This is a genomic window from Pseudomonas sp. P4_C4 (genome assembly GCF_056402055.1).
In genome coordinates this window covers 1-26,469 of record NZ_JBFUID010000075.1, presented here as the reverse complement: position 1 = coordinate 26,469, position 26,469 = coordinate 1, and the positions used below count along the sequence as shown (strand labels likewise).

Genomic DNA, 26,469 nt, shown 5'->3' with positions numbered 1-26,469 from the left:
CAACAGCATTGCTGAATGACAGCCCGCCATCGCGAGCAAGCTCGCTCCCACAGGTATTGCATCAGATTCCAGGTCTTTGGATCAGACGTGGAAGTAACCCACGCACGAATCGAACGGCAGGCGCTTGAGTTCGATCTTGTTCAGGTCGAGCACTTCACGCAGGGCCTTGGTTTCGCCCGGGAAGTTGCGGTAGGCGACTTCGTCGAGCACCACGATCGCGCCTTTGGGCATGTACGGCAGGAAGGTTTCCAGCGCGACTTTGGTCGACTCGTACAGGTCAGTGTCGAGGATCAGCATGGCCACGACCAGGTCCGGACGGGTCTTGACCCACTCCGGTACGGTCTGGACGATGTCGCCCTTGACCAGCTCGCAACGCGGAATGCGGTTGACCGGGCGCAACAGGTCGTTGGCGTCGATCATGTCCTGGATCAGCGACTGGTCGGTGTCGGCGAACATGGTCTCGTTGACGTCGGCCGGGTCTTCTTTCTTGTCGATGCTCTGGAAGCCTTCGAAGGTGTCGAAGCCCACGATCGAGCGGTTGATCGCATACGGCTCGAGAATCATCGACAAGTGCATGTAGAGCATCAGCGAGTTGCCCTTGTACACGCCGCACTCAATGATCGCGCCGGGCACTTCGGCGACCTTTTTGAACAGCTCCATGCGCGACAATGCAGCCGTCACGCCGATACGGTTGGCGAAGACGAACGGCGCGTCGGCCACATATTCGGCATCGACCCGTTTCAGGACATTGGTACGGGTTTCGTTGTACTGGGCCTCGGCGGGCGTGATGCGACGCTTGGTCATTGCTGGATTCCTCGGAAATTCGAAAAGTCGTGGACGTGGAAGTAGTCTTTGAAACCGGCGCCGACATCCGGGCAGGCGCTGTCGACGTTGATCGCGCCGCGCTGCTGCTTGAGGTCGTCGAGGTGCATCAGGCGAAAGTCCACGCTGAAGCGGGTTTGTTGCGTGTAATTGGGCACGGTGCCGTGCAGGTGCGAACCCGAGAACACCAGCATCTCGGCGGTGTTGCCGGCGATGCGCAGTTCAGAGGTGGTGTTGATCGCTTCGGTGGGCACCGGGTGCTGGCGCGCCTCTTCCTTGACGTTGTCCTTGGCGCGCTGACGTTGCACGTCGATCCAGTCGGACAGGCTCCACTGCGCCGAGGTGTTTTTCACCGCGACGTCGAAGTAGGCCGGGTTGATCATCATGGTCTGGTCAGGCTGGATCGTGTAGACCGGCATCCAGGTATTGATCTGGCAGTCGACACCGCCGTACCAGGTATCGCGATGGGGCTTGTAGGCGTAGCTGACGCCAGCGTGCAGGTAGTCGTAGTTGGGCACGACACGGATGCGCGGTACGTCGAAAATGAACTCTTCGGGAGCGGCACCGATTTCGTCGGTGAAGCTGCGGATCAGTTCCTTGGCACGCAGGCTGTTGGTGAACTGGCCCTTGAGGCGAGTCACCAGCACCACGAACTCTTCCACCGGCATCAGCGTGTGCAGCGCCTGGTGGTTGGTCTCGCCATCGAAGGCGGCCGTGATGCTTTCCTGGGCAAAGGCACAGAGTTCCTTTGCCGCTTTCAGTTCGGTGTTGAGGAAGATGTCGCCAGCGTAGATCGCACTTCTGAAATCAGCGTGCTTGTGCAACTGATTGATGAATAAGTTCACGGTTCTCACCCAGGAATACTTTGGCTCTCATAAGAGTCGGCAACAGGCTGACAAACTGAAGCGCCATCCTCGAATGAAACGATCAATACCTTGAGTTGGCGATGAAATGCGCGGCTTTGCGCCGGGCTGAAAGCAAACATCCCGCAGCGATTGCTCGCCGCGGGATGTGAGTACAGGCGGGAGTGATCAGAACAGTTGGGTGAACAACCAGTACAGGCTACCCGACAGCAGGATCGCCGCCGGCAAGGTCAACACCCAGGCCATCAGCAAGTTGCGGATGGTCTTCATCTGCAAGCCGCCGCCGTTGGCGACCATGGTCCCGGCCACGCCCGAGGACAACACGTGAGTGGTCGACACCGGCAGGCCGAACATGTCGGCGGCGCCGATGGTCAGCATCGCCACGGTTTCTGCCGAGGCGCCCTGGGCGTAGGTCAGGTGGGTCTTGCCGATTTTCTCGCCGACGGTCACCACGATGCGCTTCCAGCCGACCATGGTGCCCAGACCCAGGGCGATGGCCACGGCGATTTTCACCCACAGCGGAATGAACCGTGTGGAGTTGTCGATCTGTTGCTTGAACAGTTGCAGCTTGCCGTTGGTGTCGGCGTCGAAATTGCCGACCTTGTTCTTGTCCATCAGGCGAATGGTTTCGCTGCTCAAATACATGTCGTTACGCACGTTGCCCACGGCCTCGGCCGGGACTTTCGACAGCGAGCCATAACCCTTGACCTGGGCACCAATGCTGCCGGTCAGCGCCGCCAGCGCCGGCACCAGTTGCGGGGTCGCTTCCTTGCTGCGCATGTATTCGGACAGCATCGCGCGTGGGTCGGCGGGGGGCGATTGCGGTGCCGCCTTGACCAGCGCTTGCTGGGTCACTTCGGCGACCGCGGCGAACTGCAACGCTTGATCGGCCGGCATGGTGCGGTTCAAGGCGTAAGCCATTGGCAGCGTGCCCACCAGAATCAGCATGATCAGGCCCATGCCCTTCTGGCCATCGTTGGAGCCGTGGGCAAACGACACACCGGTGCAGGTCACGATCAACAGGCCGCGAATCCACCACGGCGGCGGGGTCTCGCCCTTTGGCTCCTTGTACAGCGCACGATTCTTGACGAACGCGCGCAGGGCCAGCAACAGCAGTGCGGCGCAGCCGAAGCCGACCAGTGGCGAGAGCAACAGCGCGTAACCGATCTTGGTGGCCTGGGCCCAGTCCACACCGCTGGTGCCGTCGCGGCCGTGCATCAGGGCGTTGGCCACGCCGACCCCGATGATCGAACCGATCAGGGTGTGCGATGACGACGCCGGCAGGCCCAGCCACCAGGTGCCGAGGTTCCACAGGATCGCGGCGATCAGCAGGGCGAAGATCATGGCGAAACCGGCGGACGAGCCGACCTGCAGGATCAGCTCCACCGGCAGCAGGGCGATAATGCCGAACGCCACCGCGCCGCTGGACAGCAGCACCCCGAGGAAGTTGAAGAAACCGGACCAGACCACCGCAACGTTTGGCGGCAACGAGTGGGTGTAAATCACCGTGGCCACTGCGTTGGCGGTGTCGTGGAAGCCGTTGACGAACTCAAAGCCCAGGGCAATCAGCAGCGCCACGCCGAGCAGCAGAAACGGCGTCCAGGTGGTGACCACCGTGCCGAGTTCGCTCATGTCGTGCATCAGGCTGTAGGCGGTAAACAATAAGCCGATGGCCAGCACGGCAAAAAACACCACGATGGTGAGCAGGCCGGGTTTTTTGTCGAATAGTGGTTTGGCGCTACTGGCGGGTGCCGGGGCGGCGGTGTAGGAGGGCGTAGCCATCACGGACATTCCTGAGGGGGGAGGTGTATCAGTGATAATCGTTGCCAATTGTTACAGGGAGACTGCTTTGGGCCAGTGTTTAGGTTTTTGCAGCCCGCTGATCTGAAGTCACCTGTTTGTGGAAGTGAATCCTGGAACCTGTGGGAGCGAGCTGGCTCGCGATGGCGTCGGTACAGCCAGCATTGATGTTGACTGATCCACCGCTATCGCGAGCAAGCTCGCTCCCACAGGGGGCCGGGTGCGTTCAATAATCCTGCTGCTTGCGAAACGCCCAGCGCCCGGCAATCACGGTAAAGGTCGCGACCAGCGCCACGAGGATCCAGAAACCTTCCGGATCACCGGCCAGCGGAATGCCGCCGACGTTCATGCCGAAGAAGCCGGCGATGATGTTGATCGGCAGCGCCAGCACCGTTACTACCGTCAGGGTGAACAGCGTGCGGTTGGTCTGTTCATTGATGTTGGCGGCGATCTCTTCCTGCAACAACTTGATCCGCTCACCCAGCGCAGTGAGGTCGTTGATGATCAGCGCAAACTCCTCGGTGGATTTGCGCAACTCCTTCACGTCTTCCTTTTGCAGCCATTGCGGCGGCCGGTTGAGCAGGCGCAGCAATGAGCCTGGCTCCAGCGCCAGCAGCCGTTGCAAACGCACCAGCACCCGGCGATTGGCGCCCAGCTCAGCGCGGTTGGTCGACAGCCGCGAGGAGAGCAATTCGTCTTCGATCTGATCCACGCTCTGGCTGGTCTTGCGCACGATCTGGGTCAGCACTTCACCCTGGTCGCGCAGCAAATGCACCAGCAACTCCAGCGGGGAGCGAAAGCATTCCCGGGCCTTCACCGACGAGCGCAATTTGTCTACCGAGTGCAGCGGTTGCAGGCGTGCGCTGATGATCAATTGGCTGCGGGCGCACACCCATAGCGTCGAGACATCCGACGAGACCATGTTGCTGAGGTTGAACACCACATCGTTGACCACCGCCAGCAACGCGGAGTCGACATGTTCGATGCGCGTCGAGCGCGAGCCTTCGTGCAGCGCCTCGAAAAATTCCTCGGGCAACTCCAGATGACTTTTCATCCAGCGTTCGCACGCGGCATGGGCGAGGTTCAGGTGCAGCCAGAGAAATTGCTCATCGCTTTGCGGTTGTTGCAGGTACTGCAAGGCCTCGGCGGAATTGATTTCCCGACCGGCCTCACCGGGGCGAAAGCTGAAACCGTAGAGCAGGCCGAACAGATCCGTGTCGCGATGACTGTGATCGATGCTGTGGTTCATGAGGGCTCGCAAGGGGAGACGCCTGTCGCAGGTTTCGCAGGTTCACTTGAACGGCATCATCGCAAGCGGGGATGACGGTTTTGTGACGGGAAAATAACGCAAACGATTGCACTACCGGCGGTCGGAATTTTCTCAAGAACCGCTCTGGCTTGCCGATCACGCTTGGGTTGGATTGCGCGCCCCCGGCCATCGGCCGTGATCGCAGACAGGGAAGTCCGGACACTTTTCACGCCTTACCGGGGCGTGCCTCATTCCCGTCATGAGTACCATCCGATGCTTTTGCAAAAGTCCCTGAGAGCACAAATTCTCGCCCTGCTGAGCGGCAGCCTGCTGGCGACTCTGTTGATCGCGCTGGCGTGCTTTCACTTCCTGTCCAGCGGCGTGCATAGCTACGCCAATCTGATCGAAGGCCCGCTGCATACCTCGCAGTTGATCGATGAAGCCAACCTGCAATTCAAGGTGCAGGTGCAGGAGTGGAAAAACGTCCTGTTGCGCGGCAAGCAACCGGCGGACCTGAGCAGGAACTGGGGGCAATTCGAAGACCGTCAGCGCGATGTGCAAAACATCCTTGGCGAGCTGGCCGCGCAGAAGGGCATCGAGCCGCAACTCAAGAGCCGCATCGAGCGCTTGCGTGACGAACATCGCCAGTTGGGCGCGGCCTATCAGAAGGGCCGGGACGCGTTCGTGGCCGCCGGTGGTGACCCGACGGCAGGCGACGCGGCGGTCAAGGGCGTGGACCGCGCGGCCAGCGATCAGATGAGTGAACTGGTCAGCGAGTTGCGCAAGCAGGGCGCCGAACAATCGACGCTGATTAGCGCCGCCGCCGATCGCACGGTGATGCTGGGGATCATGGTGATGCTGGTTTCGGGGCTGCTGATCGGCCTGCTGAGCCTGTGGCTGGTCAACCGCAACCTGGTCGAGCCGATCCGCAACCTGATCGAGTACGTGGCGCAACTCAGCCAGGGTCGTTTTGGCGAGCGCGTGGCCAGCACTCGCCAGGACGAGTTGGGCAAACTGGCGATGGCCGCCAACACCCTGCGCGATTTCCTTGCCGAAACCTTCAGCCGTTTGCAGCGCAGCGCGTCTGACCTGGACAGCGCCAGCGGTGAGTTGAACTCGATCGCCACCGTGATGGCCGGCGGTACCAACGAGCAGTTCAACCGCACCGATCAGGTGGCCACGGCGATGAACGAAATGTCCGCTACCGCACAGGAAGTGGCCCGTCATGCCGCCGAAGCGGCACGGGCCGCCGATGATGCCGACCAGTCCGCCCAGCAGGGCGAAAAAGTCATGCAGGGCACCATCCACACCATCACCCAAATGCGCGGCGAAATCGCCAACACCGCCACGGTCATCCGCCAACTGGAAACTGACAGTGGGCGCATCGGCAAAGTGCTGGAAGTGATTCGCGGCATCGCCGAACAGACTAACCTGCTGGCACTCAACGCGGCCATCGAAGCGGCCCGCGCCGGTGAAGCCGGACGCGGATTCGCGGTGGTGGCCGATGAAGTGCGAAGCCTGGCCCAGCGCACGGCGGCGTCGATCATCGAGATCAACCAGATCATCCAGACCGTGCAGACCGGTGCAATCGAAGCAGCCCAGGCGATTGAAAGCGGTCAGTCGCGCAGCGAGCAGAGCGTGCAGCAAGTGACCGAGGCCGGCGCCATGCTCGAACGCATTACCCTGGCCGTGGAAGCCATCCGTGACATGAACCGCCAGATCGCCACTGCCGCCGAAGAGCAGACCTCGGTGGCCGAAGACATCTCGCGCAACCTCACCGAGATCACCAGCATCGCCAGTACCAACCTGGACAACGTGCAGCGCACTGAAGCGGCCAGCAGCAACCTGCATGGTTTGTCGGGGCAGTTGAACGAGGTGACGGCGCGTTTGAGCGCTTGAGTCCAGAATGCACAAAAGCCGCACGACTTCTCAATCGTGCGGCTTTTGTGCGCTTCGGGATCAGGTGTCCTGTTTGTTCTTCAGGACCTTGCCGTTGGAGGCATCGATGTCCACATCCCACTCGACGTTTTTGGCATCACGCAGTTCGACTTCGTACTCGTAACCGTTGAAGTAGTTGTCCAGTTCGGTTTTGGTGATCGTTGCACCCGGGTGCAGATCCAGCGCGATCCTGTTCAGATCTTCCAGCGACTTGATCTTGCCGTCCTTGACCAGTTGCGGGATCTCATCGACTCGCACATCGGCCTGGGCCAGGCCCGCGGCGAAGGTCAGGGTTGCAGCGGTCAACAAAGCAGTCAGGGTCTTCATGGGCTTCTTTCCTTGGGTGATCCGTTCAAGTGAGATCAGGTTACCTTGTGTAAATTAATCCACCCTTAAAACCCCCGACATGTCCTGCATCAATCCCTGTGGGAGCGTGGCTTGCCCGCGAAAGCGGAGGGTCAGTCAACGTGGATGTTGAAGCTGATGGCCCTATCGCGAGCAAGCTCGCTCCCACAGGTTTTGTGCAATTCGGCATCAGTAGCCGTTGTTCTGTAGCACCTGCGCCACACTCGCCGCCGCCGGGCGTTTATAGAACTTCAACAACTCACTGGCGCGATTGGTGAAGATGCCGTCGACACCGGCTTCCATGACTTTCTGGTAGTCCACCGTATCGTCGATGGTGTAGACGTGCACCAGCAGGCCCTGGTCGTGGGTGTACCGGTTCATCCACGGTTGCACCAGATCGGAGTAACTCTGGTCGCCGCCCTGGGTCAGTGCGGCGGACGGGCCGGTGCCGATGGCGCCCTGGGCCTTGGCGTAGTCGACCCAACGCTGGAATTCGGCTTTGTCCTTCGGTTCCTGTGCGGCGTAGTACGCGGCCTTGTCCTTTTCGCCGGACTCGGCAAATGTCACCTTGGACCTGGGCTCGATACTGCCTTCACCGACCCACAACAGCAGGATTTTCGGCACCGTTGGCATCTCCTTTTGCAGCAGTTCGAGGCTGCTCTTCTCGAAGGTCTGCAGGACCACCTTGCCTTTGCCCTGGCCGACTCCCAGTTCGCTTTTCGCCAGTTTCGAACCGGTCGGGCTCAGCCAGCCACGGTCCTGAAGTTTTTCCTTGAGGTCGTGTTCGATGCCGGGAAACTGCTTCGGCTCCTTGGTCTCGATGTACAGGCCGGGCTTGTGCAGGGCGTTGCCCTCGGCGATGTCGATGATTTCATCGAGGGTCAGAATCTTCAGGCCCGCGAAGGCGGGACGTGCGCGATCCGGGTACGCGGCATTGAACCAACTGCCCGCATCCAGGGTTTTCAGCTCGGCCATGGTGAACGCATTGGCCGGGCTGTCCTTGCGCTCGGGGAATTTGCTGGCGACGTCGGTGGTGCGTTGCAGATTGTTGTCGTGCAGGGCAAACAGCACGCCATCCTTGCTGCGCTGCAGGTCCATTTCCAGATAGTCGGTGCCCAGGTCGCGGGCAGTCTTGTAGGCGGCGGCGGTGGATTCCGGCGCATCGAACGACGCGCCACGGTGGGCGATCACCGCTGGATGCGGAATGCCCAAGCGGGTCGCCAGTGCCGCAGGGCCGGGTTCGCTGGCGGCCTGTGCATGGCCGAGGCCGAGCAACAGGCTCAGTAACAGGGCGCTTTTAGTAACGGTTGTGGGCATGGTCGAGATCCTTTCGCAATGAGTGAGCGGTCCCTTTTAACAACTGATCTTTGCAGGCGCTATCGCGAGACCGACACAAACCTGTCTAAAGCTGATTTTCGTCAGCGCTTTTGTGCACCCGTTTGCAGTACGCTGGGGCCCTGCAATTTCCCCGGCAGAGGGAAACGCAGGCCCTGCGTGCAAACCAACGATCACCATTGCGGGGTTTACCATGCGCATCACTTCCCAGCTCATCTGCCAGGCTGCCGACCAACTCAAAGGCTTCGTCGGCCTCAACCGCAAGACCGGGCACTACATCGTGCGCTTCAGCGAAGACTCGTTCGGCATGGACGTGGCGGACGACGGCATCATCCCGACCAGCGAATTCGTCTGGGCCACTGGTCCCGGGCAGACCGTGACGCTCAAGCGCGAATTGATTCAGTTGTTGCTGGACCAGAACATCGATGACCGGATCAACATCACCGAGCCGTTGCGGGTGTACATGAACCGGCGGGAAGTGCCGGAGATTTCGGCGGTTCGCAGTTTGGTTCAGGGCTGAGTTTTTGCGGTGAATTGACTGGCCCCATCGCGAGCAAGCTCGCTCCCACAGGGTGTGTGGGTGTACGCAAGTCATGTACCCGACACAACACACTGTGGGAGCGAGCTTGCTCGCGATGGCGGCCAGAAGAACTCTAAATCAGTTACTGATTGAACCCATAAGCCCGCTCAACCCGGCACACCCGCGTATGACACCGCGAATACCAGGTCGAGCGCCCACGCTCGCGAATCGCACTGTGCTCCGGATGATGCTTCCACGCCAGAATCGCCGCCTCACTGGCCCAGTACGACACCGTAATCCCAAGCCCATCCTCGCCCCGCGCCGATTCCACCCCGAGAAACCCCGGCTGTTCACAGGCCAGTTCCAGCATCCGTGCGGCTGCTTCTGCGTAACCCTGGTCACCTTCGGTGCGCACCGAGGTGAAGATCACCGCGTAATAAGGCGCGGCTGGCGTATCGGCGATCATGACGACCGCCCCGCACAGGCTTCGACAAAGGCGCCAACCAACGGCGGCAAGACGCCCTTGAGCGCCGCTCGCTCGGGCTGGAACAAGGTCGCGACAAAGAACGGATGACCGCTGAGTTCGACCACGCGCAGTCCTTGTTCCGAATCGTGGCCGACGGCGTGCAGTTCGCGCTTGAGCAGCTCCCTTTCGAACTGCGGATTCACCCCATAACGACAGCGATAGCCTTCACGAGTTTCGGTGCTTTCGTACGCATCGGCGATCAACGAACCCTCAAGCAAATGAATCGTATCGACTGCCTCCACCAGCGCGCACGACAGTGGCGTCAGCAGCGCCCGCGTTGCATCGGGTGAAGTCTCGCCGTGTTCGGCATCCGACCAGCCCAGCACATTGCGCGCGTATTCCAGCACCGCGTGTTGAAAACCACCGCAGGTGCCGAGGAAAGGTCGCCGTCGTTCGCGGGCAAAACGGATCGCTGTCAATGCGCCGTCCGTACTGCGGTAAGGGCTGGCCGGTACACACCAGAAGCCATCGAAGGTGTGCAGCGGTGACTCGGCGTGGATTTCATCGGTGGGCAGCCATTGCCATTGCACATTCAGACCGCTGTGTTCAGCGGCCTTTTCGAGGGCGACGGGAATGGCCTGGTGGGCGGTGACGTGTGGGTCGCAGTCGCCGATCAGGGCGATGCGAATCGGGCGGTTTTCCATGAGTGGCCTCTGCACTTGTTGATTCCTGATGCCCACTATAGATTGGCGTTCACGCACTCAATATTGGCGTTCTCCCAAGTGATCAATGCAGTGGCGCACTATCGACTGGACTATCCGGACCTGGCCCTGATCCTCGCACTGGTACGCGGCGGTTCTCTGGCCCGGGCTGCGCAACTGCTGAAAGTGGATGTCTCGACGGTGTTTCGAGCGGTGCGCCGGCTGGAGGCAGCACTGGGCCAGCAACTGTTCGAAAAAAGCCGCGCCGGTTACCTGCCCACCACCCTGGCGCAGTCCCTGGCTGAACAGGCCGAGCGCGCCGAGCAGGCGCTGGAGGCTGCGCGCATCGGTGTCGAGCAGGGCGGTGAAGTGATCAGCGGCATCGTGCGCCTGACCTGTACCGATTCGGTCCTGCAAGGTTTGCTGTTGCCGGCGCTGGCGCAGTTCATGCCGAACTATCCGGCGCTGACCCTCGAACTCAGCACGTCCAATGATTTTGCCAACCTCAGCCGTCGGGATGCCGATATCGCCCTGCGCCTGACCCGCACGCCGCCGGAGCATCTGGTGGGACGGCGACTGGCGGATATTGCCTACCGCGTGTGCGCCAGCGAGCGATACCTGCAATCGGTCAACACCACTGACCTGGCCTCATTGACCTGGATCGCCCCGGATGAATTCCTGCCTGATCACCCGACCGTTTCCTGGCGTCGCCAAGCCTGGCCTGGCGTAACGCCGGGTTATCGCTGCAACAGCATGCTGTCGGTGACCGAGCTGGTCAGGGCGGGGCTGGGGGTCGCGGCGTTACCGGACTTTTTGATCGGCGACGGATTAAAGCCACTGGGCGAGCCGTTGCACGGATACGACACCGCGCTGTGGCTGCTGACCCGTCCCGACTGTCGCGCCTTGCGCTCGGTGGTCACCTTGTTCGATGAGTTGGGACGGGCGCTGAAACTGCCGTGAAACCGTTCAGGTTCTTGGCTCATCCTTGCGCACCAGGTGCTGATGCATTTCCGTGGTCAGGTTTTCGATGCGCTCGGTAAGGCTCTTGGTCATCTCCGTGAGACGGGTGTTCTGCTCAAGCAACTCCAGCAGTTGCGCAGTGTTTTTCGCGGCTTGCGCCTGTCGCTCACTGTTGGCGGTCGCCAGCGCTTCGCGGTGCTGCGCATCGGCCTCGGATTGGGCTTTGTCCCTCGCAGCCTGGCGAGTCTGGGCCAACAGAATCAATGGCGCGGCATAGGCCGATTGCAGGCTGAAAGCCAGGTTGAGCAGGATGAACGGGTACAAATCGAAATGGGTGAAACCGGACAGGTTGAGGCACACCCAGATCACCACGATCAGCGTTTGTGCGCCGAGAAAAGTCGGTGTGCCGAAGAACCGCGCAAAGGCTTCGGCGCGCAGGGCAAACTTGTCATTGCCAAAGGTCGGCGCGAGGTGGGCATGAGGGCGATGGAAACGCAGGTGATCGACGTGGGCGGCGGTTTCGTGGCTCGTGCTGGTCATGATGCTCTCTGTCTGGTGCTGGGACTGAGGCTCACTATAGCCTCAGTGCCAGTTTCATTCTGAAACACATCGCGCCATTCAAATCAGAGCCATCAATCCATCGACACTGCCGTCGACCTTGTCATTTATTGCACCTGATAGCAGGCCAGAAACATGTCCAGCGCGGAATCCGCCACCGTGTTTTGCTCCTTGGCTGACAAGCCGGGTTGCCCCATGGAAATCTGTGGCCAGAATGCAAAGGACTTGAGCAGGCCATGGATCTGTTGAGCGGCGAATTCGGGAGCCACGGGCTTCAATCGGCCATCCGCTTGAGCGGCTCGAATCCACACTGTCAGCCCTTCTTCGCGTTCGCCCATTCGCGCCACCATATCCTGCGCCCGCTCCGGGGAATGAATCGTCGCCGCTATCGCCACCCGCGCCAGGTCGAGAAAATTGTCATCGCCCATCATTTGCAGCTTGGCCATCAGCAACCTGCGCAGTTGATCGCGCAGCGGCAGGTCGGGACGGTAGGACGTTTTCTGTTCTGCCGTCACCCGGATCCATAACTGATTGAGGATCTCGGCGAACAACTCTTCCTTGCTGGGAAAGTGGTTGTACACCGTGCGCTTCGACACGCCGGCAGTGGCAGCAATCTTGTCCATGCTGGTGATCTCGAAACCGTTGTCACGGAATTCGTTGATCGCGGCTTGAATGATCGCTTGGCGTTTTCGGTCGGTGAGGCGCTGTGGAGCTGTCATAAGTACGCTTCGGCAGGAAGAAGGGGGGAATTACACTCAGCAGTTTACTTGTCATCGACTTTGATGCAACCTAGAAACTACACTGTGCAGTGTAATGTTTTGTTAATCCTGCCCAGTAAAAATAGAAAGTCCGGCTGATGCGTGCGTGCCTTGGCCATTTATCGTCCCAAAGCGGAGAATCGCGTCATGCGCGGTTTTTCTGGAGTCATTCAGTCATGGCCAATTCAACCTCCCCGGCGGACAACGCCTCCACACCTGAAGCGTCCCGACAGGCTCAAGGGCAGTATCAAAACTTCACGCCGGTGCAACGTTTAAGTTTTGGCAAAACCATGGGCATCCTGTGGAACGTGCTGTTCCACAAACCGCAAAACACCCGCCCGAGTACGCCCGTCCCGGTGCAAGCCCTGACTCGAGCCGCATTGATCGCCGCGCCCAACCACAGCGTCTATCGCCTGGGCCACTCTACGGTGCTGCTCAAGCTGCGCGACAAATTCTGGATCACCGACCCGGTCTTCGCCGAGCGTGCCTCGCCCGTGCAATGGGCCGGCCCCAAACGTTTCCACCAGCCACCGATCAGCCTGGAAGAATTGCCACCGATCGAAGCGGTGATCCTGTCCCATGACCACTACGACCACCTGGATTACCAGGCCGTGCTGAAGCTCGCGGACAAGACCAAATACTTCCTTACCCCGCTGGGCGTAGGCGACACCCTGATCAAGTGGGGTATCGACGCCAGCAAAGTCCGCCAACTGGATTGGTGGCAAGGCACGGAAGTCGAAGGCATCCAGTTCATCGCCACCCCGTCGCAGCACTTTTCCGGCCGTGGCCTGTTCGACAGCAACAGCACCCTCTGGGCCTCGTGGGTGATGATCGACGGCGACACACGCATCTTCTTCAGCGGCGACAGCGGCTACTTCGACGGCTTCAAACGCATCGGCGAACAGTACGGCCCATTCGACCTGACCCTGATGGAAACCGGTGCCTACAACGTCGACTGGCCGCACGTGCACATGCAACCCGAACAAACCCTGCAAGCCCACCTCGACCTCAAGGGCCGCTGGCTACTGCCGATCCACAACGGCACCTTCGACCTGTCGATGCACGCCTGGTACGAACCCTTCGACCGCATCCTGGCCCTGGCCTGGGAGCGCAACGTATCGATCACCACGCCGCAGATGGGCGAGGCGTTCAACTTGATGCATCCGCAGCGCGGTGGTGCGTGGTGGCTGACGGTGGAAGGGGAGAGTGAGCGGGTGGTGGTGCAGAACGCGTAGAGTTGTGATCCCGGCCGGTCTGCGGACCGGCTTGGGAGCTCAACTAAATCAGTTAGCCACGCTAGTTCTTTAACTGCTCAAGGAACCCCGAGATCTTTGCCACGCTCAGGTCGCGAAACTTCCCTCGAAGTATTTCGTTTAGTTCTTCGATAGACATTCCGAGCTTCTGCGCGGCGCCAGTCTTACTCAGCTGACCGCTTTCCAGCAGAATGCCAATCTTCATAACGCATTCAGATTTGGTCCGCATATCACCAGCATCGGGAATGCCCAGTGCCTGATATACGCAGTTATCGCCATCGTCGATTTCGTTCATCTGTTGACCCTCACTCCACCATCGCAAAATCCGCCCGACCAACCGGATTCGGCGTAGACCCTTTCACATTCATCCCTCGACCCGGCGCAAACCCCGGGAAGAACACCAACCCCTCCGATTCGAACCGATAGGCCAACGCCAGGCGCGTGACATCCAGCACCTCCTGTCGTGCCTCGAAGCGTTGAATGGCCTCCACCGAAACCCGGGATTCCCGCGACAGCTCTTGCACACTCCAACCCAGCATCGCTCGGGCCTGGGCGCAGTGGGCCGGGGTGAATTGGAAGAGGGCGATACGTTCCAGGGTGATTTTCATCGCTTGAGAGGCCATGGTGTTCTCCGGGCTCGAGAGTGTTGGTCAAAATATACTGTGTTTTTGTACAGTTGTTTTGAGCCCGGATCAAACGCATTTTTTGATTTGTCTTTTCAGCCAGACGAACGGCACTGCGCTTATTTGCCCGCCAACCCCGGCGCTTCCCGCACAATAAAGTGATCCAGGTTTTCAATGTTGGCGCTGAACACCCCGAACGTCTGCTCGGGGTTTTTCTTGCTCGGCACCTGCTTCAGCTCGGGCGTCACCCCGTAAAAGAAGCAATACAGCTCCCGCCCACTCTCGATGGCGTGCTTGATCTCCTCCAGGAACGCCTTGCGTTTGCGGTAGCTGTCGATGAGTTTTTTGCTCAGGTAGACATTGACCGAGTAAGGCTTTTTCTCGAACCAGACCTTCTTCTCGAAGTCGATGCGAAAACTCTGGGTGTAGTCCTTGATCTCCTTGACCTTGCCCCAGTAAATCAGTCCCTTGTTGTCCTGCAGGTATTCGATCTTCTTGAAAAACGACCCGTAAGGCGCGGTGTGCTCGCCAATCTTCAGCGGCACGCGCTTGAGCAAATCCTTGTCGTCGAAGTTTGAAACGAAACACTCCACCGGATGGGCAAAGACGCTGGTCTTGTCTGGGGCCGATTCCCTGCTCGGTTGCTCGAGGTTACTAGCAGCCTTAGGCGCCAATGGCTTATCCCGAACCACATCGGCAATCACCACCGGACTGGACGGCTTACGCACATACTCCCGCCGAGTCAGTAACAATTCCGACGGGAAATGTTCCTCGCGACTGTCATCCGTTTCCGCCTCATCCGCCCCCGACGCCGGCGTCTTCAAGCTGACATAAGGGCAACCCTCGACATGCCGCGTACTTGGCAAGTTCTTGAAGTGCGGCGTGCGCACGTAATTCACGCTCTTGGCGTTGAACGTGCCTAGCTCATTGGCCGTATCGAACGCCAGGCGACAGGCATCGTTGGGGCACTGGAAGTGTTCCCTGGCGGAATCGAAATCCATCGTCTCGTCGAAATTCAGGTCCCGAACGTCGTAGATCGACAACTTGTCGTTGAGGCTGAGGCAGTAGGCGAGGTCGAATTTCATGTCGGGTTCCAGGTCCTTTAGGTGACCAGCTTCCAGTGATGGCGCATTCGAAGCAATAGCTACACTGAGATCACTTCGATATCGCCGAGTCTGCAGAGTCCATCAAAGAGGGAATGCTGACTGTAGGAGCGAGCTTGCTCGCGATGGTCGTTAACGATTACGCGTGTTTACAGGTTAAACGCAGCGCTCTTGAGTCCATCGCGAGCAAGCTCGCTCCTACAGAATTTTTAAATGAACAGCATTACATCAACGAGGGCGGTTAATGAGCCATTCAGATGCTTCGCCGCCCGTTTCGGAGCCGGGTCGGATAGCCCGCCGGGACGAGCAGACCGGTTGGCGCCGCTGGCTACCGGGACTGGGCATGCTGCGCGAATACCAATGGGCATGGCTGCGTTACGACATCGTGGCCGGCCTGGTGCTGACCACGATGCTGGTGCCCGTCGGTATCGCCTATGCGGTGGCTTCGGGCGTGCCGGGCATTTATGGCCTCTACGCGACCATTGTTCCGCTGCTGTTTTATGCCTTGTTCGGCCCCAGCCGAATTCTGGTGATGGGGCCGGATTCCTCCCTGGTGGCCGTCATCCTTGCCGTCATCCTTCCACTCTCCGGCGGCGATCCGCTGCGTGCCGTCGCCCTGGCGGGGATGATGGCGATCGTCTCGGGAGCGGTGTGTATCCTGGCCGGTATGGCACGCTTGGGTTTTATCACCGAGCTGCTGTCCAAACCGATCCGCTACGGCTACATGAACGGCATCGCACTGACCGTATTGATCAGCCAGTTGCCCAAACTGTTCGGTTTTTCGATTGAGTCCAACGGTCCGTTGAGAGACCTGTGGGCTATTACCTCAGCGGTGATGGAGGGAAAGGTCAACTGGACCACCTTCATAGTGGGCGGGCTTACCCTGGCGGTGATCCTGCTGCTCAAACGATGGCCGCGGTTGCCGGGCATCCTGATCGCGGTGGTTGGCGCGACGGTCGCGGTGGGAGTACTCGACCTTGCGACACGCTCCGGCGTGAAGGTCCTCGGTTCGCTCCCGCAAGGCTTGCCCGGATTCGCCATCCCCTGGATCACCACCGCCGATATGGTCCCGGTGTTGATCGGTGGTTGCGCCGTCGCACTCGTCTCGTTCGCCGACACCAGCGTGCTCTCCCGTGTCTATGCGGCGCGGACCCGTACTTACGTCAACCCGAACCAGGAAATGGTGGGCCTGGGCATCGCCAACTTGGCTGCCGGTTTTTTCCAAGGCTTCCCGATCAGCAGCAGTTCGTCACGTACGCCCGTGGCCGAGGCTGCCGGTGCCAAAACCCAACTGACCGGCGTCGTCGGCGCACTGGCGGTTGCCCTGTTGCTGCTGGTGGCGCCGGACCTGTTGCAGCATTTACCGTCCAGCGCACTGGCGGCGGTGGTGATCGCCTCGGCCATTGGCTTGATCGAAATCACCGACCTGCGCCGGATCTATCGCATCCAGCGTTGGGAATGCTGGCTATCGATTGTCTGTACGGTCGGCGTGGCCGTGTTCGGCGCGATCGAGGGCATCGGCCTGGCCATCGTGATTGCGATCATTGAGTTCCTCTGGGATGGCTGGCGCCCGTACTCCGCGGTGTTGGGCCGCGCCGATGGAGTCAAGGGCTACCACGACATCAAACGCTACCCCGACGCGCGTCTGATACCCGGCCTGGTCCTGTTTCGCTGGGATGCGCCCTTGTTCTTCGCCAATGCCGAGCTGTTCAGCGACCGAGTGCTGGACGCCGTGGCGGCATCGCCCACGCCCGTGCGTTGGCTGGTGGTCGCCGCAGAACCAGTCACCAGCGTCGACGTGACCTCCGCCGACATGCTCGCCGAATTGGACGACACCCTGCACGCGGCGGGCATCGAGTTGTGCTTTGCCGAGATGAAGGACCCGGTCAAGGACAAGCTCAAGCGGTTTGGATTGTTTGCGCGTTTGGGGGAGACGGCGTTTTTTCCAACGGTCGGGGCGGCTGTGAATAGCTATGTCGCGATGTATTCGGTGGATTGGGTGAAAGGATAGGTGCTCCCGTCATTGGACAAGCCCCCATCGCCTGACTAGCGTTGTCTGGCAGATCGAATCGCCGCATGCCGCTGGGTCAAGCGCCGGATCAGGCGAATTGTCCAGCCATCCAAGCCTTGATTGCCGTGAAACCCGAGAGATCGAAATAGAGACTTCACAGCAAGGAGCGCACCATGCCGAACAACTGGCCCGCCGGGATTGAGCACGTTGTCGTACTGATGATGGAAAACCGATCATTCGATCATCTGCTGGGGGATTACACCCGCATCAACCCGGCGTGTGACGGTATCGACCGTAACGCGCCCAGCACCAATGCGCTGAAGCTGGCCAATGGTAATTCGACGGTGATCACTCAGGCATCGGAGTTCCCGGAGAACTACAGCCTGTGGGCGCCGCCACCCCCTCTGCCTCCGGCGCTGCCGCCGAGCAACAGCGAGGGTTTCGACCTTGGCCACGAGTTCGTCAACGTAGAGAAACAACTGGGCGTCTCCTTCAAGACCAGCCCGGCCAACCCCACGCTCGCCGGTTTTGCCCAGGACGCCTACGACAAGGCCCGCACCGACCTGAAGGTGTACAAAACCTGGTCGCAATCCATGGCCCAACGGGCGATGAACTACATCCCGTTCGGCGCCACCCCGGCCGACGATACGTTACCGGCAATTCATGGACTGGCACGCAATTTCACCGTGTGTGATCGCTGGTTTTCCTCAGTGCCAGGCCCAACCTGGCCGAACCGTTTTTTTGCCATGCTCGGCGGTTGCAATGGTCACTTGCTGATGCCCTCCACCGGCACAGTGCTGGCCGGGATCAAAAGCCTGATTGCGCAATTCGGCGGCGAGAGTATTTTTTCGCTGCTGCGCAACAATGGCCACGACGCGCGCATTTATTCCGACGGCGCAGTCCCGCTGGCGGCGTTGGTCAAGGGTGGTTTGCAGCACCTGAGCATCGACGACTTCAAGTCGGACGTTGCCGGCAACAAACTCCCCGAACTGTCGTGGATCGAGCCGAGTTATGGCCTGCTCAACGGCAAGCTCGGGCCCAACGTGTCCCATCATCCGCCTGAAGACCTGCGCTTTGGCGATCAGTTTGTCGGTGAGATATTCAATGCCTTGTCGGCCAACACCGCTGTCTGGAATAAAACCCTGTTCGTGCTGCTGTACGACGAGCATGGCGGCTTCCATGACCACGTGGTGCCGCCGACTTGCGTGGCGACCGGTTCAACGGTCGATGTCCCCTGGAAAAATCCTTTCACCCGGCTCGGCGTTCGTGTACCGGCGATCCTGGCTTCGCCGTGGCTCAAGCCAGGCTTGATACCCTGGACAGGCGATGTCCAGGCGCAGCATTACGATCACACCAGCCTGCTGGCGTTTCTTTGCGATCACTTCAAATTGCCACGCAGCGCCCTCGGCCCACGGGTGGTCGCCGCGCAGCACTTCGGCAATGCGCCCATCTGGCGCACTGCACCGGGTGTATCGGCTGCGCCAAAGTTGACGGCCACCGTGGTGCCGAGTCGCGCCGGGTTGCCATTGATCGAGTCCGAACTGGCGACCCAAAGTCGACAGGTGGTGGACAGCGCTACCGGTTACCTCGACGGCCTCGATCCAGAGCAGATCTGGAAGAGCAGCGCCCAATGGGTCAGCGGTTTTCTCGGCAACCGCAGCCGTGCCTTGGCTGATCCGGGGCAAGCGGCACTCACGCCGGCCGCGCCCAGTGCGGACAGTCTGGAAGCGAAACTGCGGCGCCTGCAGGATTTGATGGTCACTGCCCAAGGGCAAACGGTGCCACCGGTTGCGGCGCCGGCCAGCAAAGCCCTGGTCGAGCCAGGGGCGGAGGTCGCGCCAACACGGCTGCGTGTCCTGTGCCTGCCCGGTGTCGGGTTCAGCCGGGCAACGGGCGGGCAGGGCGGCATCGACGCGAACTGGCAGGAGCAATGGCGCACATTGATCCGCACTCAACTGGCACAGAACGGTCGCCCCATCGATGACCAGGACATCGACTTTCTGATTTTTGATGAGCAGCTCAAGGAAGGACCGGATTTCGCCCAGATCACCCGAGGCCTGGCGATGCTGAGGGCCGACGCCAGGGGCAAGGCCGACGAGAACTTCGGCAGTTGGGGCCTGCCGGTCAATCAGATGCTGCGCACCACGGTGGGCGCCCTCGTGCAATGGATCGAAGACGCCGATTTGCGCACGGAGTTGACTCAACATCTGCTCACAAAGATCGAGGCATTCAATCCGCAGATCATCTTCGCCCAAGGCCTGGGCAGCCTGATCGGCTACGACGCCCTGCGCCGTTCGGTGGCGAAAAAAGGTTCGGCGCTCAAGCGCATCGATGGCCGAGTATTCGTCAGTTTTGGCTCACCGATCGCACTGCCGCTGGTGATGCGCGAAGTGTGGGGCGGGCGGGTCTTGCGCCTGAGCGAAAACGGCCGAGGCATCCGCCGCTGGTTCCACCTCCATAACCCCAACGACGGCTTGCTGACCCGGCCGATCACTTCGCCGGATTCCGCGCGAGTCGACCTGCAAACCGAATTCACCTTGCCATTGCGCGATGATCTGCTCGACCTCAATCACGCCGCCCAGGCCTACTTGTCGTCACCCACCAGCCAGACCGGCCTCTGGCCGCAACTGGCCCGCGATGTGGTGGCCGCACGGGCACTGGAAGTGCCGGCGTTCCTGTCCCGCAGTGGCCAACGCAAACGCCGCGCCCTGGTGGTCGGCATCAACGATTACCGCGACCCGAGCGCACGCCTCGACGGCTGCATCAACGACACCTACCTGATCAGCCGCATGCTTCAGGAAAGCGGCTACGACGCCGGCGACATCCGTTTGCTGCACGACGCCCGAGCGACCCGAGCCAACTTCGTCGAGCGCCTCGAATGGCTGGTGGAAGGCGCCCGCGCCGGGGATGAGCGCGTGTTGTTCTACTCCGGCCACGGCACTCAATTGCCGGTCTACAGCAGCAGCGGCGAAGCCGACTGCATGGACGAAACCCTGGTACTCCACGACTTCGACTGGGACGACGAAAGCACCCACTTCACCGACAAACTGTTCCGCCAGTTCTACAGCCACCTGCCATTCGACCCGGACGGCCACGGCGCCAAACTCACCGTCATATTCGACTGCTGCTACGCCGGCGGCATGACCCGCGGCAACGGCCGCGTGCGCGGCATCACCCCACCCAGCGACATCCGCCACCGCATGCTGCGCTGGGACCCCTACGCCGGCGACTGGGACCGCCGCGTCTACGCCGTCGACGCCGACCGCCGCGACTTCAGCGAACAAGACAACAAAACCCGCGGCCTCACCCGCACCCGCACCACCCAAGGCGCCGCCGCCGGCCTGCGCCCCGAGAAAAAAGCCCAACTGCTGCGCCAAGGCAAACTCTACGGCCACCACGGCCCCTACATGCCCCTGATGCTCTACGCCGCGCGGGAAAACGAAAAGGCCAGCGAATATGTGGCGGGCTCCAACCACTACGGCGCCTTCACCTACGCCCTGGTTGAACAACTGCGCAAATTGCACCAGGAGGATGCGACGTTGGGGTTTGATCAGTTGATTGAGCGGGTGGGGAGTGTGCTGAGCGCCAGGTCGTTGGGGCAGACACCGGAGATCGTTGGGCCGAGTGGGGTGAGGGCGGCGGTGTGTCCGTGGCGGATTAGTGGGTTGGGGAGGTGAGGGGGCTGGCCTATCGAAAAGCTACGGCTTCGGCTAGTTTGGCTAACTCCATGGAGGTGCCAAATGACTGAGCGGGTAAAAGTAAACATGCGCGAAGCCAAATCACAGCTTTCTCAACTTGCTGAGCGCGCATGGAATGGTGACAACGTTGTGATTACCAAAAACGGTAAGTCTTACCTGGATCTGTTACCCCATCTCGATACAGCCCGGGCGCGAAAGCCTGGGCGGTTGAAGGGGGCAATTCGGATGTCTGCGGATTTCGACAAGACTCTCGATGATCTAATCGATGGATTTGAGGACCGTCTATGAGGTGCTTGCTGAATTGATGTTTCCCAAGCCGACGCAGATCCCCTGTAGGAGCGAGCCTGCTCGCGATTCGCAAGACCAACGCAGCAACCAAGCCAGCCACCAACCTTGTGGCGAGGGGGCTTGCCCCCGTTGGTCCGCGAAGCGGCCCCAAATGCTGCAACTTGGGTACATCAGATAAACCGAATTGTGCGGATTGACTGCTGCTCGCCTCAAAAAAATGGCTGTCTGAAACTCGGACAGCCAAGAAAATTCAGCGGTCCTGATAACACAGACGTTCCCGAGCCAACCGCAGACCCCCTGTGGGAGCGAGCTTGCTCGCGATGGCATAGGTGAATATGTCGCATAAACAAAGTCTGCCACCGAGTCCCTAAGTGGACTTCGCTCGGCAGAACGACTGTTTGATGATCGGCGGTCGAGTGCTTCTAATCTCCGTAGCCTCGCCTCTCTGTACTGCTTTACCCGTGATATCAATGTGGTTACCGTTGTAGGATTAATCTCCTGCGGCTGTAGCCTGTTTCCATGGTCGGGTTTTGGTTCCTATAACTCCTACCGACTTTGATCGAGCCGCCACCACGCGATGCCCATTTTTTGCTCATGTAGCCAAGGAAAGCGACTCGATGACCTCGCCTGCACTCAACCAGATTTTGTTTGGCCCCCCCGGTACCGGGAAGACTTTCGCCACCATCGAGGTAGCGCTAGAAATCCTTGCTCCTGAGTTTCTTCAGACCAACAAAGAAAATCGGGCTGCGCTGAAAAAGCGCTTCGATGAGTTAGCCGCAGACGGACATGTCGAGTTCGTCACGTTTCATCAAAGCTTCAGCTACGAAGACTTCGTTGAAGGCCTACGTGCGGAAAGCGGAGACGACGGGCAATTGCGCTATGAAGTTGTTGATGGTGTGTTCAAAAACTTGTGTACCACTGCCAGCGCTAAAGTCACCCAACAAGCGCCAGCGCCTATGGACATTGAGCAGCGTCGCGTCTGGAAAATGTCATTAGGCAACATTCACGGAGACGATGCGTACATTTTTGATGAGTGCAAAGAAAACAGCTATGCCTTGCTTGGTTACGGCGGGTGCATCGATTTCAGTGGTTGCAAGAGTAGGGAAGACATAGCCCAACGTTTCGCGGAGGCAGGCGAGGTTCTACCTCAAAATGCGTATGGGATTACCGCCGTTTACAGCTTTCTGCTGAAGATGAAAATTGGTGATTTGCTGGTAGTGACCGAAGGGAATAGTAAGTTCCGGGCGATTGGAGAGGTGACTGGCGAGTACCGATGCCTGAGTGGCGAAGATCGTGAGTTCGAGTACGGCCAATGCCGCTCGGTGAAGTGGCTACGAATTTATGAACCGGCCCTGCCACATGATCAACTCATGAATGGAAAGTTCACCCAGCGCACGCTTTACGAATTGAGTCCTGGATCGTTGGACCGCAGTAAGCTGGCTCAACTACTGGGTGCTGAATCTTCGGTTGCTACAACAGAGGTTGGCCCGAGCGAGCTTTTTAAACTGGGTGATAACTTCGGAACCGGTTACGTTGTAACCCATGCTTCTGCCGATATTGTGGAGTTAAGTAAACCTAAAGGTAACCAATTGCCTATAGGTATGAGTATTCTGAGTACGCTTGCAGGCTATGTGCGAGAAGGTCGTTTATCCATTGCAGATATACGCAACCGGCTCTTATTTAAAAAAGTACCGGAAACCAAGCTTGATCCACACTTGGTCAATGGTTATCTCAATGTTTTGCCCGCCTTGGTTGAACACCTCTTGAAGGTTTCGTCTAACCACTCAGCGGTAACGGTAAAAGCTCCGGGAAATGATGCCCGCGTACTGATCATTGACGAAATAAATCGCGGCAATATCTCTCGGATTTTTGGTGAGCTGATCACGTTAATCGAACCTTCCAAACGCGCGGGAGCCGATGAGGCTTTGAGAGTTACACTGCCATACTCGAAGCAGCATTTCAGCGTACCAAGCAATGTCTATCTAATTGGTACTATGAACACTGCTGACCGTTCATTGTCCAGCCTAGATATCGCATTGCGTCGTCGTTTCACTTTTCGTGAAATGCCGCCTAAGCCGGAGTTGCTGAAAGATATTGCCGTGGACGAACTCAATGTTGCCCAACTCCTGATAGTGATGAATCAGCGAATCGAGATGCTGCTTGATCGAGATCATTGCTTAGGGCATGCGTATTTCATGCCGTTAGTGAGTGATCGAACGCTGGAACGGTTGGGGCAAATCTTTCGCGAGCAAGTGCTTCCGTTGCTACAAGAGTACTTTTTTGAAGATTGGCAGCGGATTCAGTGGGTACTCAACGATCATCGAAAATCCCCTGAAAATTGCTTTATCGAACAGCCACCATTCACCCCCGATTCATTGTTCGGCGATCAAGTGGTGCTCAACAACCAAAATAACCAATGGCTTATCAATGAAGAGGCTTTTGCCCGGATCGAGTCTTATTGGGGGGTCATAGATCACCAAGCAACACCTCCAAAGCTGCGGGACGCTATCGAAGCTGAAAAAGGCGATATCCAGATTCGACAACTCGAAAGCGGTTCCATCGAGGTTTTACAGGCTGGGAAGGTTGTTCGCCCCTCTAAGCCTATATTGCGCGACCTAGCGGCAGAGCATGGCCTGATAACACACCATTCAAGTGGCCGTGAGTTTAATACCCGTCATCTCGGTGAGGCAGTTATCAGTGCATTGAAAGGTGTGACGGTGTGAAACCCGTCATCACGGTCCGTGAATACGCAAGGCTGACGACAGATAACATCACTGCGCCGACGCTGGATATCGCTCAAGTATCAGTTTCCGCCTTCGATTGGTTGTGCAAATTAAATGCTTCTTTCAGCAGCGCTGGGGCTGCGCTGGTTCAGCTTGAGAATCGTTGTTTGCTCAAGCTCGACAACTACGTCGGCGTATTGGAAACCCCCTGTGGTACGCGCCTTGAAATTCTTCCCAAGCATTTCGAGCGAGAGGATTGCATCAAGCAGAGCAGAGCGTTGCTGAGGCGCATGATCCAAGCTTCCCTAGATTTACCCACCCGTGAAGTCGGTGCGGCGGATCTTCAGAGTTTCGATGCGCCACTGAGCGAATGGGTCATGGGTCGATTCTTACTGGCTTTGGATCACTTGATCAATCGAGGCCTACGCTTTGACTACCAGCGAGTGGAGGAGGAACAGCGATTCCTGCGTGGTCAGTTAGATGTGGTCAAGCAAATGCGCCAACCCCCTGGTCGACAACACCATTTCCAGATACGACATGAAATTTATTTGCCCGACCGACCAGAGAATCGCTTAATCAAATTCGCGTTAGATCAGGTCTGCAAAGCAACAAAGGATGCTGGTAACTGGCGACTGGCTCATGAGTTAAGAACCGTGTTGTTAGAGGTGCCTACAAGCCGTAACGTGCAGCAGGACTTCAAGCAATGGAGTAACGAGCGACTGATGGCACACTACGCACCGGTGAAACCATGGTGCGAGCTGATCATCAAACAACAGATGCCTTTAGCAGTCGCTGGGGAATGGCACGGCATGAGCTTGTTATTCCCTATGGAAAAGCTATTTGAGCGTTATGTAGCTGCGAGCCTAAATAGGGACCTGCTACATGATGCGCGACTGCTCACCCAAACCCGCAGCAAACACCTGTGTAAACATAGGGATGAAAACTTCTTTCAGCTGCGGCCGGACCTGATGATCCACCATCAGCAGAAAAGCTGGGTGCTCGACACAAAGTGGAAGCGGCTGAGTTCATCGGGAGAGTATAAAAACTACGGATTGAAACAATCAGATTTTTATCAGTTGTTTGCCTATGGTCATAAATATCTATCGGGTAATGGGGAGTTGGTGCTGATCTACCCAAAACAAGCTGCGTTTGATGCCCCATTGCAGGTGTTCGAATTCGCACCACAACTTAAGCTCTGGGTGCTGCCATTTGATTTGGAACAGGGCATCTTGATAGGTGGGCCTGAGGGATTTCCACTGCAATCTCAGTGGTTACAGAAGACCAGTGGTGAGTCGATTGGATGTTCGGCGGGCTAAGTCAATATAGGGTGCAGAAGGTTGCACCCTTTTTGCGACAACCTGTTAAAACAGAAAAAACTGCGAAACCTTCCGCCACCAAGACGTTTGCCGCTGGCCCAGCAGTAAACAAGGCATATCCCGCAACCGAATCCACGGCTCATCCTGCCAGTGCAGCAGGCTCAGCGACATTTCCGGCCAATCCAATAAACTCAGCATCGGCCGATCCGAATGACTCGACTGCTCCGCATCACGTAAGGCCGGCACCACTTGATGGGTGATCCACTCACGCAGCAACCGATTTCCTGGCGCGTAGTGATACACCAACAGCGCATATACGCCGGACTCACTGAGCATCAACTGCTTTTCCGGTTGCCGGTAATACTCAATCCAAAGCGTGCGGTGCTGGTCTTTGTCTAGCTTGTTGACCATGCGTTCACTTAGATGGAAACCCATCAAGCGGCCGATATCTCGGGCGCAGAACCATGGTTGGTTTTCTAGGAGGAGGGCATGGAGAGGAAGGTTGTGGCGGGTGAAGACTGTTACAGAAAAGAGATCAGACATGACCGATCTCCATGATTCGGAGAGTGACGAGAAGGTTGTGTTCAGGCATATCCATTACCTCTACGTTTGGACTTTGGCGGGCCTGACCCCAACGTAGAGTGGACATAAGAAGCTCCAACGAGCAAAAGCCTCACACAGCCGTACGATAGATCACCAAGGGTGACTGCTCGTCTGTGCAATTGGCTAGCTTTCTACGTTGGGCGTTTCTTAGGCACCTGCAGTAGAGCTTAGGGCTGCTTGGAATGGCCCTCAATACAGAAGGTGCTGGAATACATGTAGGAGATTTAGCTACTACCGAGATTGCGAGTAAGAGTTTTCCTACCTCATAAAAAAAGCCCCGATCAGATCGTAATGCTGTTCACTTAAGCGGAGCAGCCTTACGGTCCACCGGAAACCGGGTTTTTGAAATTTTCACCGTCCTTGGCCTCGAAGGCCTTGGGCGGTGATCCAGAAACATTCCCCCAACACCTGCCCTTAACTCTGCCAATCGCCTCCCTGTGGCTGAAACCGGATTGGCCGCTGCCATCACGATCAGTTGGACGGCGATGTACTGGCAGGCCGGTTTGAAGCGGATGTCGCTGGGCGCTCGGCCAAAC

The 26,469-nt window shown here is 58.6% G+C and carries 23 protein-coding genes and 1 pseudogene; 9 read left to right on the top strand and 15 right to left on the bottom strand.

What is annotated here, in order from left to right:
• Window positions 1-81: 81 nt before the first annotated feature.
• The 4 genes from AC1DXW_RS27475 to AC1DXW_RS27460 form a co-directional block, all read right to left on the bottom strand.
• The gene (locus tag AC1DXW_RS27475) at window positions 82-804 is read right to left on the bottom strand and encodes a TylF/MycF/NovP-related O-methyltransferase (protein ID WP_108215167.1); all 723 of its coding nucleotides are present in this window, start codon (window positions 802-804) and stop codon (window positions 82-84) included.
• A complete protein-coding gene (locus AC1DXW_RS27470) occupies window positions 801-1,667 on the bottom strand; it encodes a hypothetical protein (RefSeq protein ID WP_477760706.1) in 867 nt (288 codons plus the stop codon). Before AC1DXW_RS27470 ends, AC1DXW_RS27475 begins: the two co-directional genes overlap by 4 nt.
• 186 nt (window positions 1,668-1,853) lie before the next feature.
• Entirely contained in the window at window positions 1,854-3,467 is a 1,614-nt protein-coding gene (locus AC1DXW_RS27465) for an inorganic phosphate transporter (protein WP_477756222.1), read from the bottom strand.
• Window positions 3,468-3,711: 244 nt separating this feature from the next.
• The gene (locus AC1DXW_RS27460; RefSeq protein ID WP_477756221.1) at window positions 3,712-4,734 is read right to left on the bottom strand and encodes a transporter; all 1,023 of its coding nucleotides are present in this window, start codon (window positions 4,732-4,734) and stop codon (window positions 3,712-3,714) included.
• A 273-nt stretch (window positions 4,735-5,007) separates the two neighbouring features.
• Here AC1DXW_RS27460 and AC1DXW_RS27455 point away from each other — a divergent pair, with 273 nt between their 5' ends.
• The gene (locus tag AC1DXW_RS27455; RefSeq protein WP_477760705.1) at window positions 5,008-6,633 is read left to right on the top strand and encodes a methyl-accepting chemotaxis protein; all 1,626 of its coding nucleotides are present in this window, start codon (window positions 5,008-5,010) and stop codon (window positions 6,631-6,633) included.
• A 60-nt stretch (window positions 6,634-6,693) separates the two neighbouring features.
• On the opposite strand, the gene AC1DXW_RS27450 is transcribed toward AC1DXW_RS27455, so the two are convergent.
• Together AC1DXW_RS27450 and AC1DXW_RS27445 are read right to left on the bottom strand one after the other, a co-directional pair.
• Window positions 6,694-6,999 carry a PepSY domain-containing protein gene (locus AC1DXW_RS27450; RefSeq protein ID WP_108215173.1) on the bottom strand — a complete coding sequence of 102 codons (306 nt, stop codon included), beginning with the start codon at window positions 6,997-6,999 and terminating at the stop codon, window positions 6,694-6,696.
• Window positions 7,000-7,206: 207 nt separating this feature from the next.
• A complete protein-coding gene (locus tag AC1DXW_RS27445; protein WP_477754441.1) occupies window positions 7,207-8,334 on the bottom strand; it encodes a glycerophosphodiester phosphodiesterase in 1,128 nt (375 codons plus the stop codon).
• Window positions 8,335-8,545: 211 nt separating this feature from the next.
• Between AC1DXW_RS27445 and AC1DXW_RS27440 the strand changes: the two genes are divergently transcribed.
• On the top strand, window positions 8,546-8,872 hold the full coding sequence (locus AC1DXW_RS27440) for a DUF2025 family protein (RefSeq protein ID WP_477754440.1): 327 nt from the start codon (window positions 8,546-8,548) through the stop codon (window positions 8,870-8,872).
• 142 nt (window positions 8,873-9,014) lie between these two features.
• On the opposite strand, the gene AC1DXW_RS27435 is transcribed toward AC1DXW_RS27440, so the two are convergent.
• Window positions 9,015-9,338 (bottom strand): antibiotic biosynthesis monooxygenase family protein, encoded by a 324-nt coding sequence (locus AC1DXW_RS27435; protein ID WP_477754439.1) that lies wholly within the window; start codon window positions 9,336-9,338, stop codon window positions 9,015-9,017.
• Window positions 9,335-10,042 (bottom strand): CTP synthase C-terminal region-related (seleno)protein, encoded by a 708-nt coding sequence (locus AC1DXW_RS27430; RefSeq protein WP_477754443.1) that lies wholly within the window; start codon window positions 10,040-10,042, stop codon window positions 9,335-9,337. Before AC1DXW_RS27430 ends, AC1DXW_RS27435 begins: the two co-directional genes overlap by 4 nt.
• Window positions 10,043-10,057: 15 nt before the next feature.
• Between AC1DXW_RS27430 and AC1DXW_RS27425 the strand changes: the two genes are divergently transcribed.
• Window positions 10,058-10,999 carry a LysR family transcriptional regulator gene (locus tag AC1DXW_RS27425; RefSeq protein WP_477754438.1) on the top strand — a complete coding sequence of 314 codons (942 nt, stop codon included), beginning with the start codon at window positions 10,058-10,060 and terminating at the stop codon, window positions 10,997-10,999.
• A 6-nt stretch (window positions 11,000-11,005) separates the two neighbouring features.
• Here AC1DXW_RS27425 and AC1DXW_RS27420 read toward each other — a convergent pair whose 3' ends face one another.
• Window positions 11,006-11,539: a DUF1003 domain-containing protein gene (locus AC1DXW_RS27420; RefSeq protein WP_477754437.1), complete on the bottom strand. Its 534-nt coding sequence runs from the start codon at window positions 11,537-11,539 to the stop codon at window positions 11,006-11,008.
• Window positions 11,540-11,664: 125 nt separating this feature from the next.
• Complete coding sequence (locus tag AC1DXW_RS27415; protein WP_477754436.1) at window positions 11,665-12,276, bottom strand: TetR/AcrR family transcriptional regulator; 612 nt, start codon at window positions 12,274-12,276, stop codon at window positions 11,665-11,667.
• Window positions 12,277-12,491: 215 nt separating this feature from the next.
• Between AC1DXW_RS27415 and AC1DXW_RS27410 the strand changes: the two genes are divergently transcribed.
• Window positions 12,492-13,550, top strand: a complete 1,059-nt coding sequence (locus tag AC1DXW_RS27410; protein WP_477754435.1) for an MBL fold metallo-hydrolase — start codon at window positions 12,492-12,494, stop codon at window positions 13,548-13,550.
• A 61-nt stretch (window positions 13,551-13,611) separates the two neighbouring features.
• On the opposite strand, the gene AC1DXW_RS27405 is transcribed toward AC1DXW_RS27410, so the two are convergent.
• The 3 genes from AC1DXW_RS27405 to AC1DXW_RS27395 all read right to left on the bottom strand — a co-directional run bounded on the left by AC1DXW_RS27405 (window position 13,612) and on the right by AC1DXW_RS27395 (window position 15,276).
• Window positions 13,612-13,863 (bottom strand): XRE family transcriptional regulator, encoded by a 252-nt coding sequence (locus AC1DXW_RS27405; protein ID WP_477754434.1) that lies wholly within the window; start codon window positions 13,861-13,863, stop codon window positions 13,612-13,614.
• Between the two features lie 10 nt (window positions 13,864-13,873).
• Entirely contained in the window at window positions 13,874-14,191 is a 318-nt protein-coding gene (locus tag AC1DXW_RS27400; protein ID WP_477754433.1) for a helix-turn-helix domain-containing protein, read from the bottom strand.
• A gap of 119 nt (window positions 14,192-14,310) precedes the next feature.
• Window positions 14,311-15,276, bottom strand: a complete 966-nt coding sequence (locus AC1DXW_RS27395; protein ID WP_477760704.1) for a hypothetical protein — start codon at window positions 15,274-15,276, stop codon at window positions 14,311-14,313.
• A gap of 262 nt (window positions 15,277-15,538) precedes the next feature.
• On the opposite strand from AC1DXW_RS27395, the gene AC1DXW_RS27390 reads away from it, so the two are divergent.
• The 5 genes from AC1DXW_RS27390 to AC1DXW_RS27370 all read left to right on the top strand — a co-directional run bounded on the left by AC1DXW_RS27390 (window position 15,539) and on the right by AC1DXW_RS27370 (window position 25,330).
• A complete protein-coding gene (locus tag AC1DXW_RS27390; protein WP_477754431.1) occupies window positions 15,539-17,305 on the top strand; it encodes a SulP family inorganic anion transporter in 1,767 nt (588 codons plus the stop codon).
• Window positions 17,306-17,478: 173 nt separating this feature from the next.
• A complete protein-coding gene (locus AC1DXW_RS27385; RefSeq protein WP_477760703.1) occupies window positions 17,479-20,982 on the top strand; it encodes an alkaline phosphatase family protein in 3,504 nt (1,167 codons plus the stop codon).
• 63 nt (window positions 20,983-21,045) lie between these two features.
• The gene (locus AC1DXW_RS27380) at window positions 21,046-21,291 is read left to right on the top strand and encodes a type II toxin-antitoxin system Phd/YefM family antitoxin (RefSeq protein WP_477760702.1); all 246 of its coding nucleotides are present in this window, start codon (window positions 21,046-21,048) and stop codon (window positions 21,289-21,291) included.
• A gap of 617 nt (window positions 21,292-21,908) precedes the next feature.
• Window positions 21,909-24,014, top strand: coding sequence for an AAA family ATPase (locus tag AC1DXW_RS27375; protein ID WP_477754428.1), 2,106 nt, complete (start codon window positions 21,909-21,911; stop codon window positions 24,012-24,014).
• Complete coding sequence (locus AC1DXW_RS27370) at window positions 24,011-25,330, top strand: McrC family protein (RefSeq protein WP_477754427.1); 1,320 nt, start codon at window positions 24,011-24,013, stop codon at window positions 25,328-25,330. Before AC1DXW_RS27375 ends, AC1DXW_RS27370 begins: the two co-directional genes overlap by 4 nt.
• Window positions 25,331-25,375: 45 nt before the next feature.
• Here AC1DXW_RS27370 and AC1DXW_RS27365 read toward each other — a convergent pair whose 3' ends face one another.
• Both AC1DXW_RS27365 and AC1DXW_RS27360 read right to left on the bottom strand, forming a co-directional pair.
• Window positions 25,376-25,873 (bottom strand): BRO-N domain-containing protein, encoded by a 498-nt coding sequence (locus AC1DXW_RS27365; protein ID WP_477754426.1) that lies wholly within the window; start codon window positions 25,871-25,873, stop codon window positions 25,376-25,378.
• A 358-nt stretch (window positions 25,874-26,231) separates the two neighbouring features.
• A pseudogene (locus tag AC1DXW_RS27360) lies at window positions 26,232-26,469 on the bottom strand (IS4 family transposase); the annotation flags it as partial.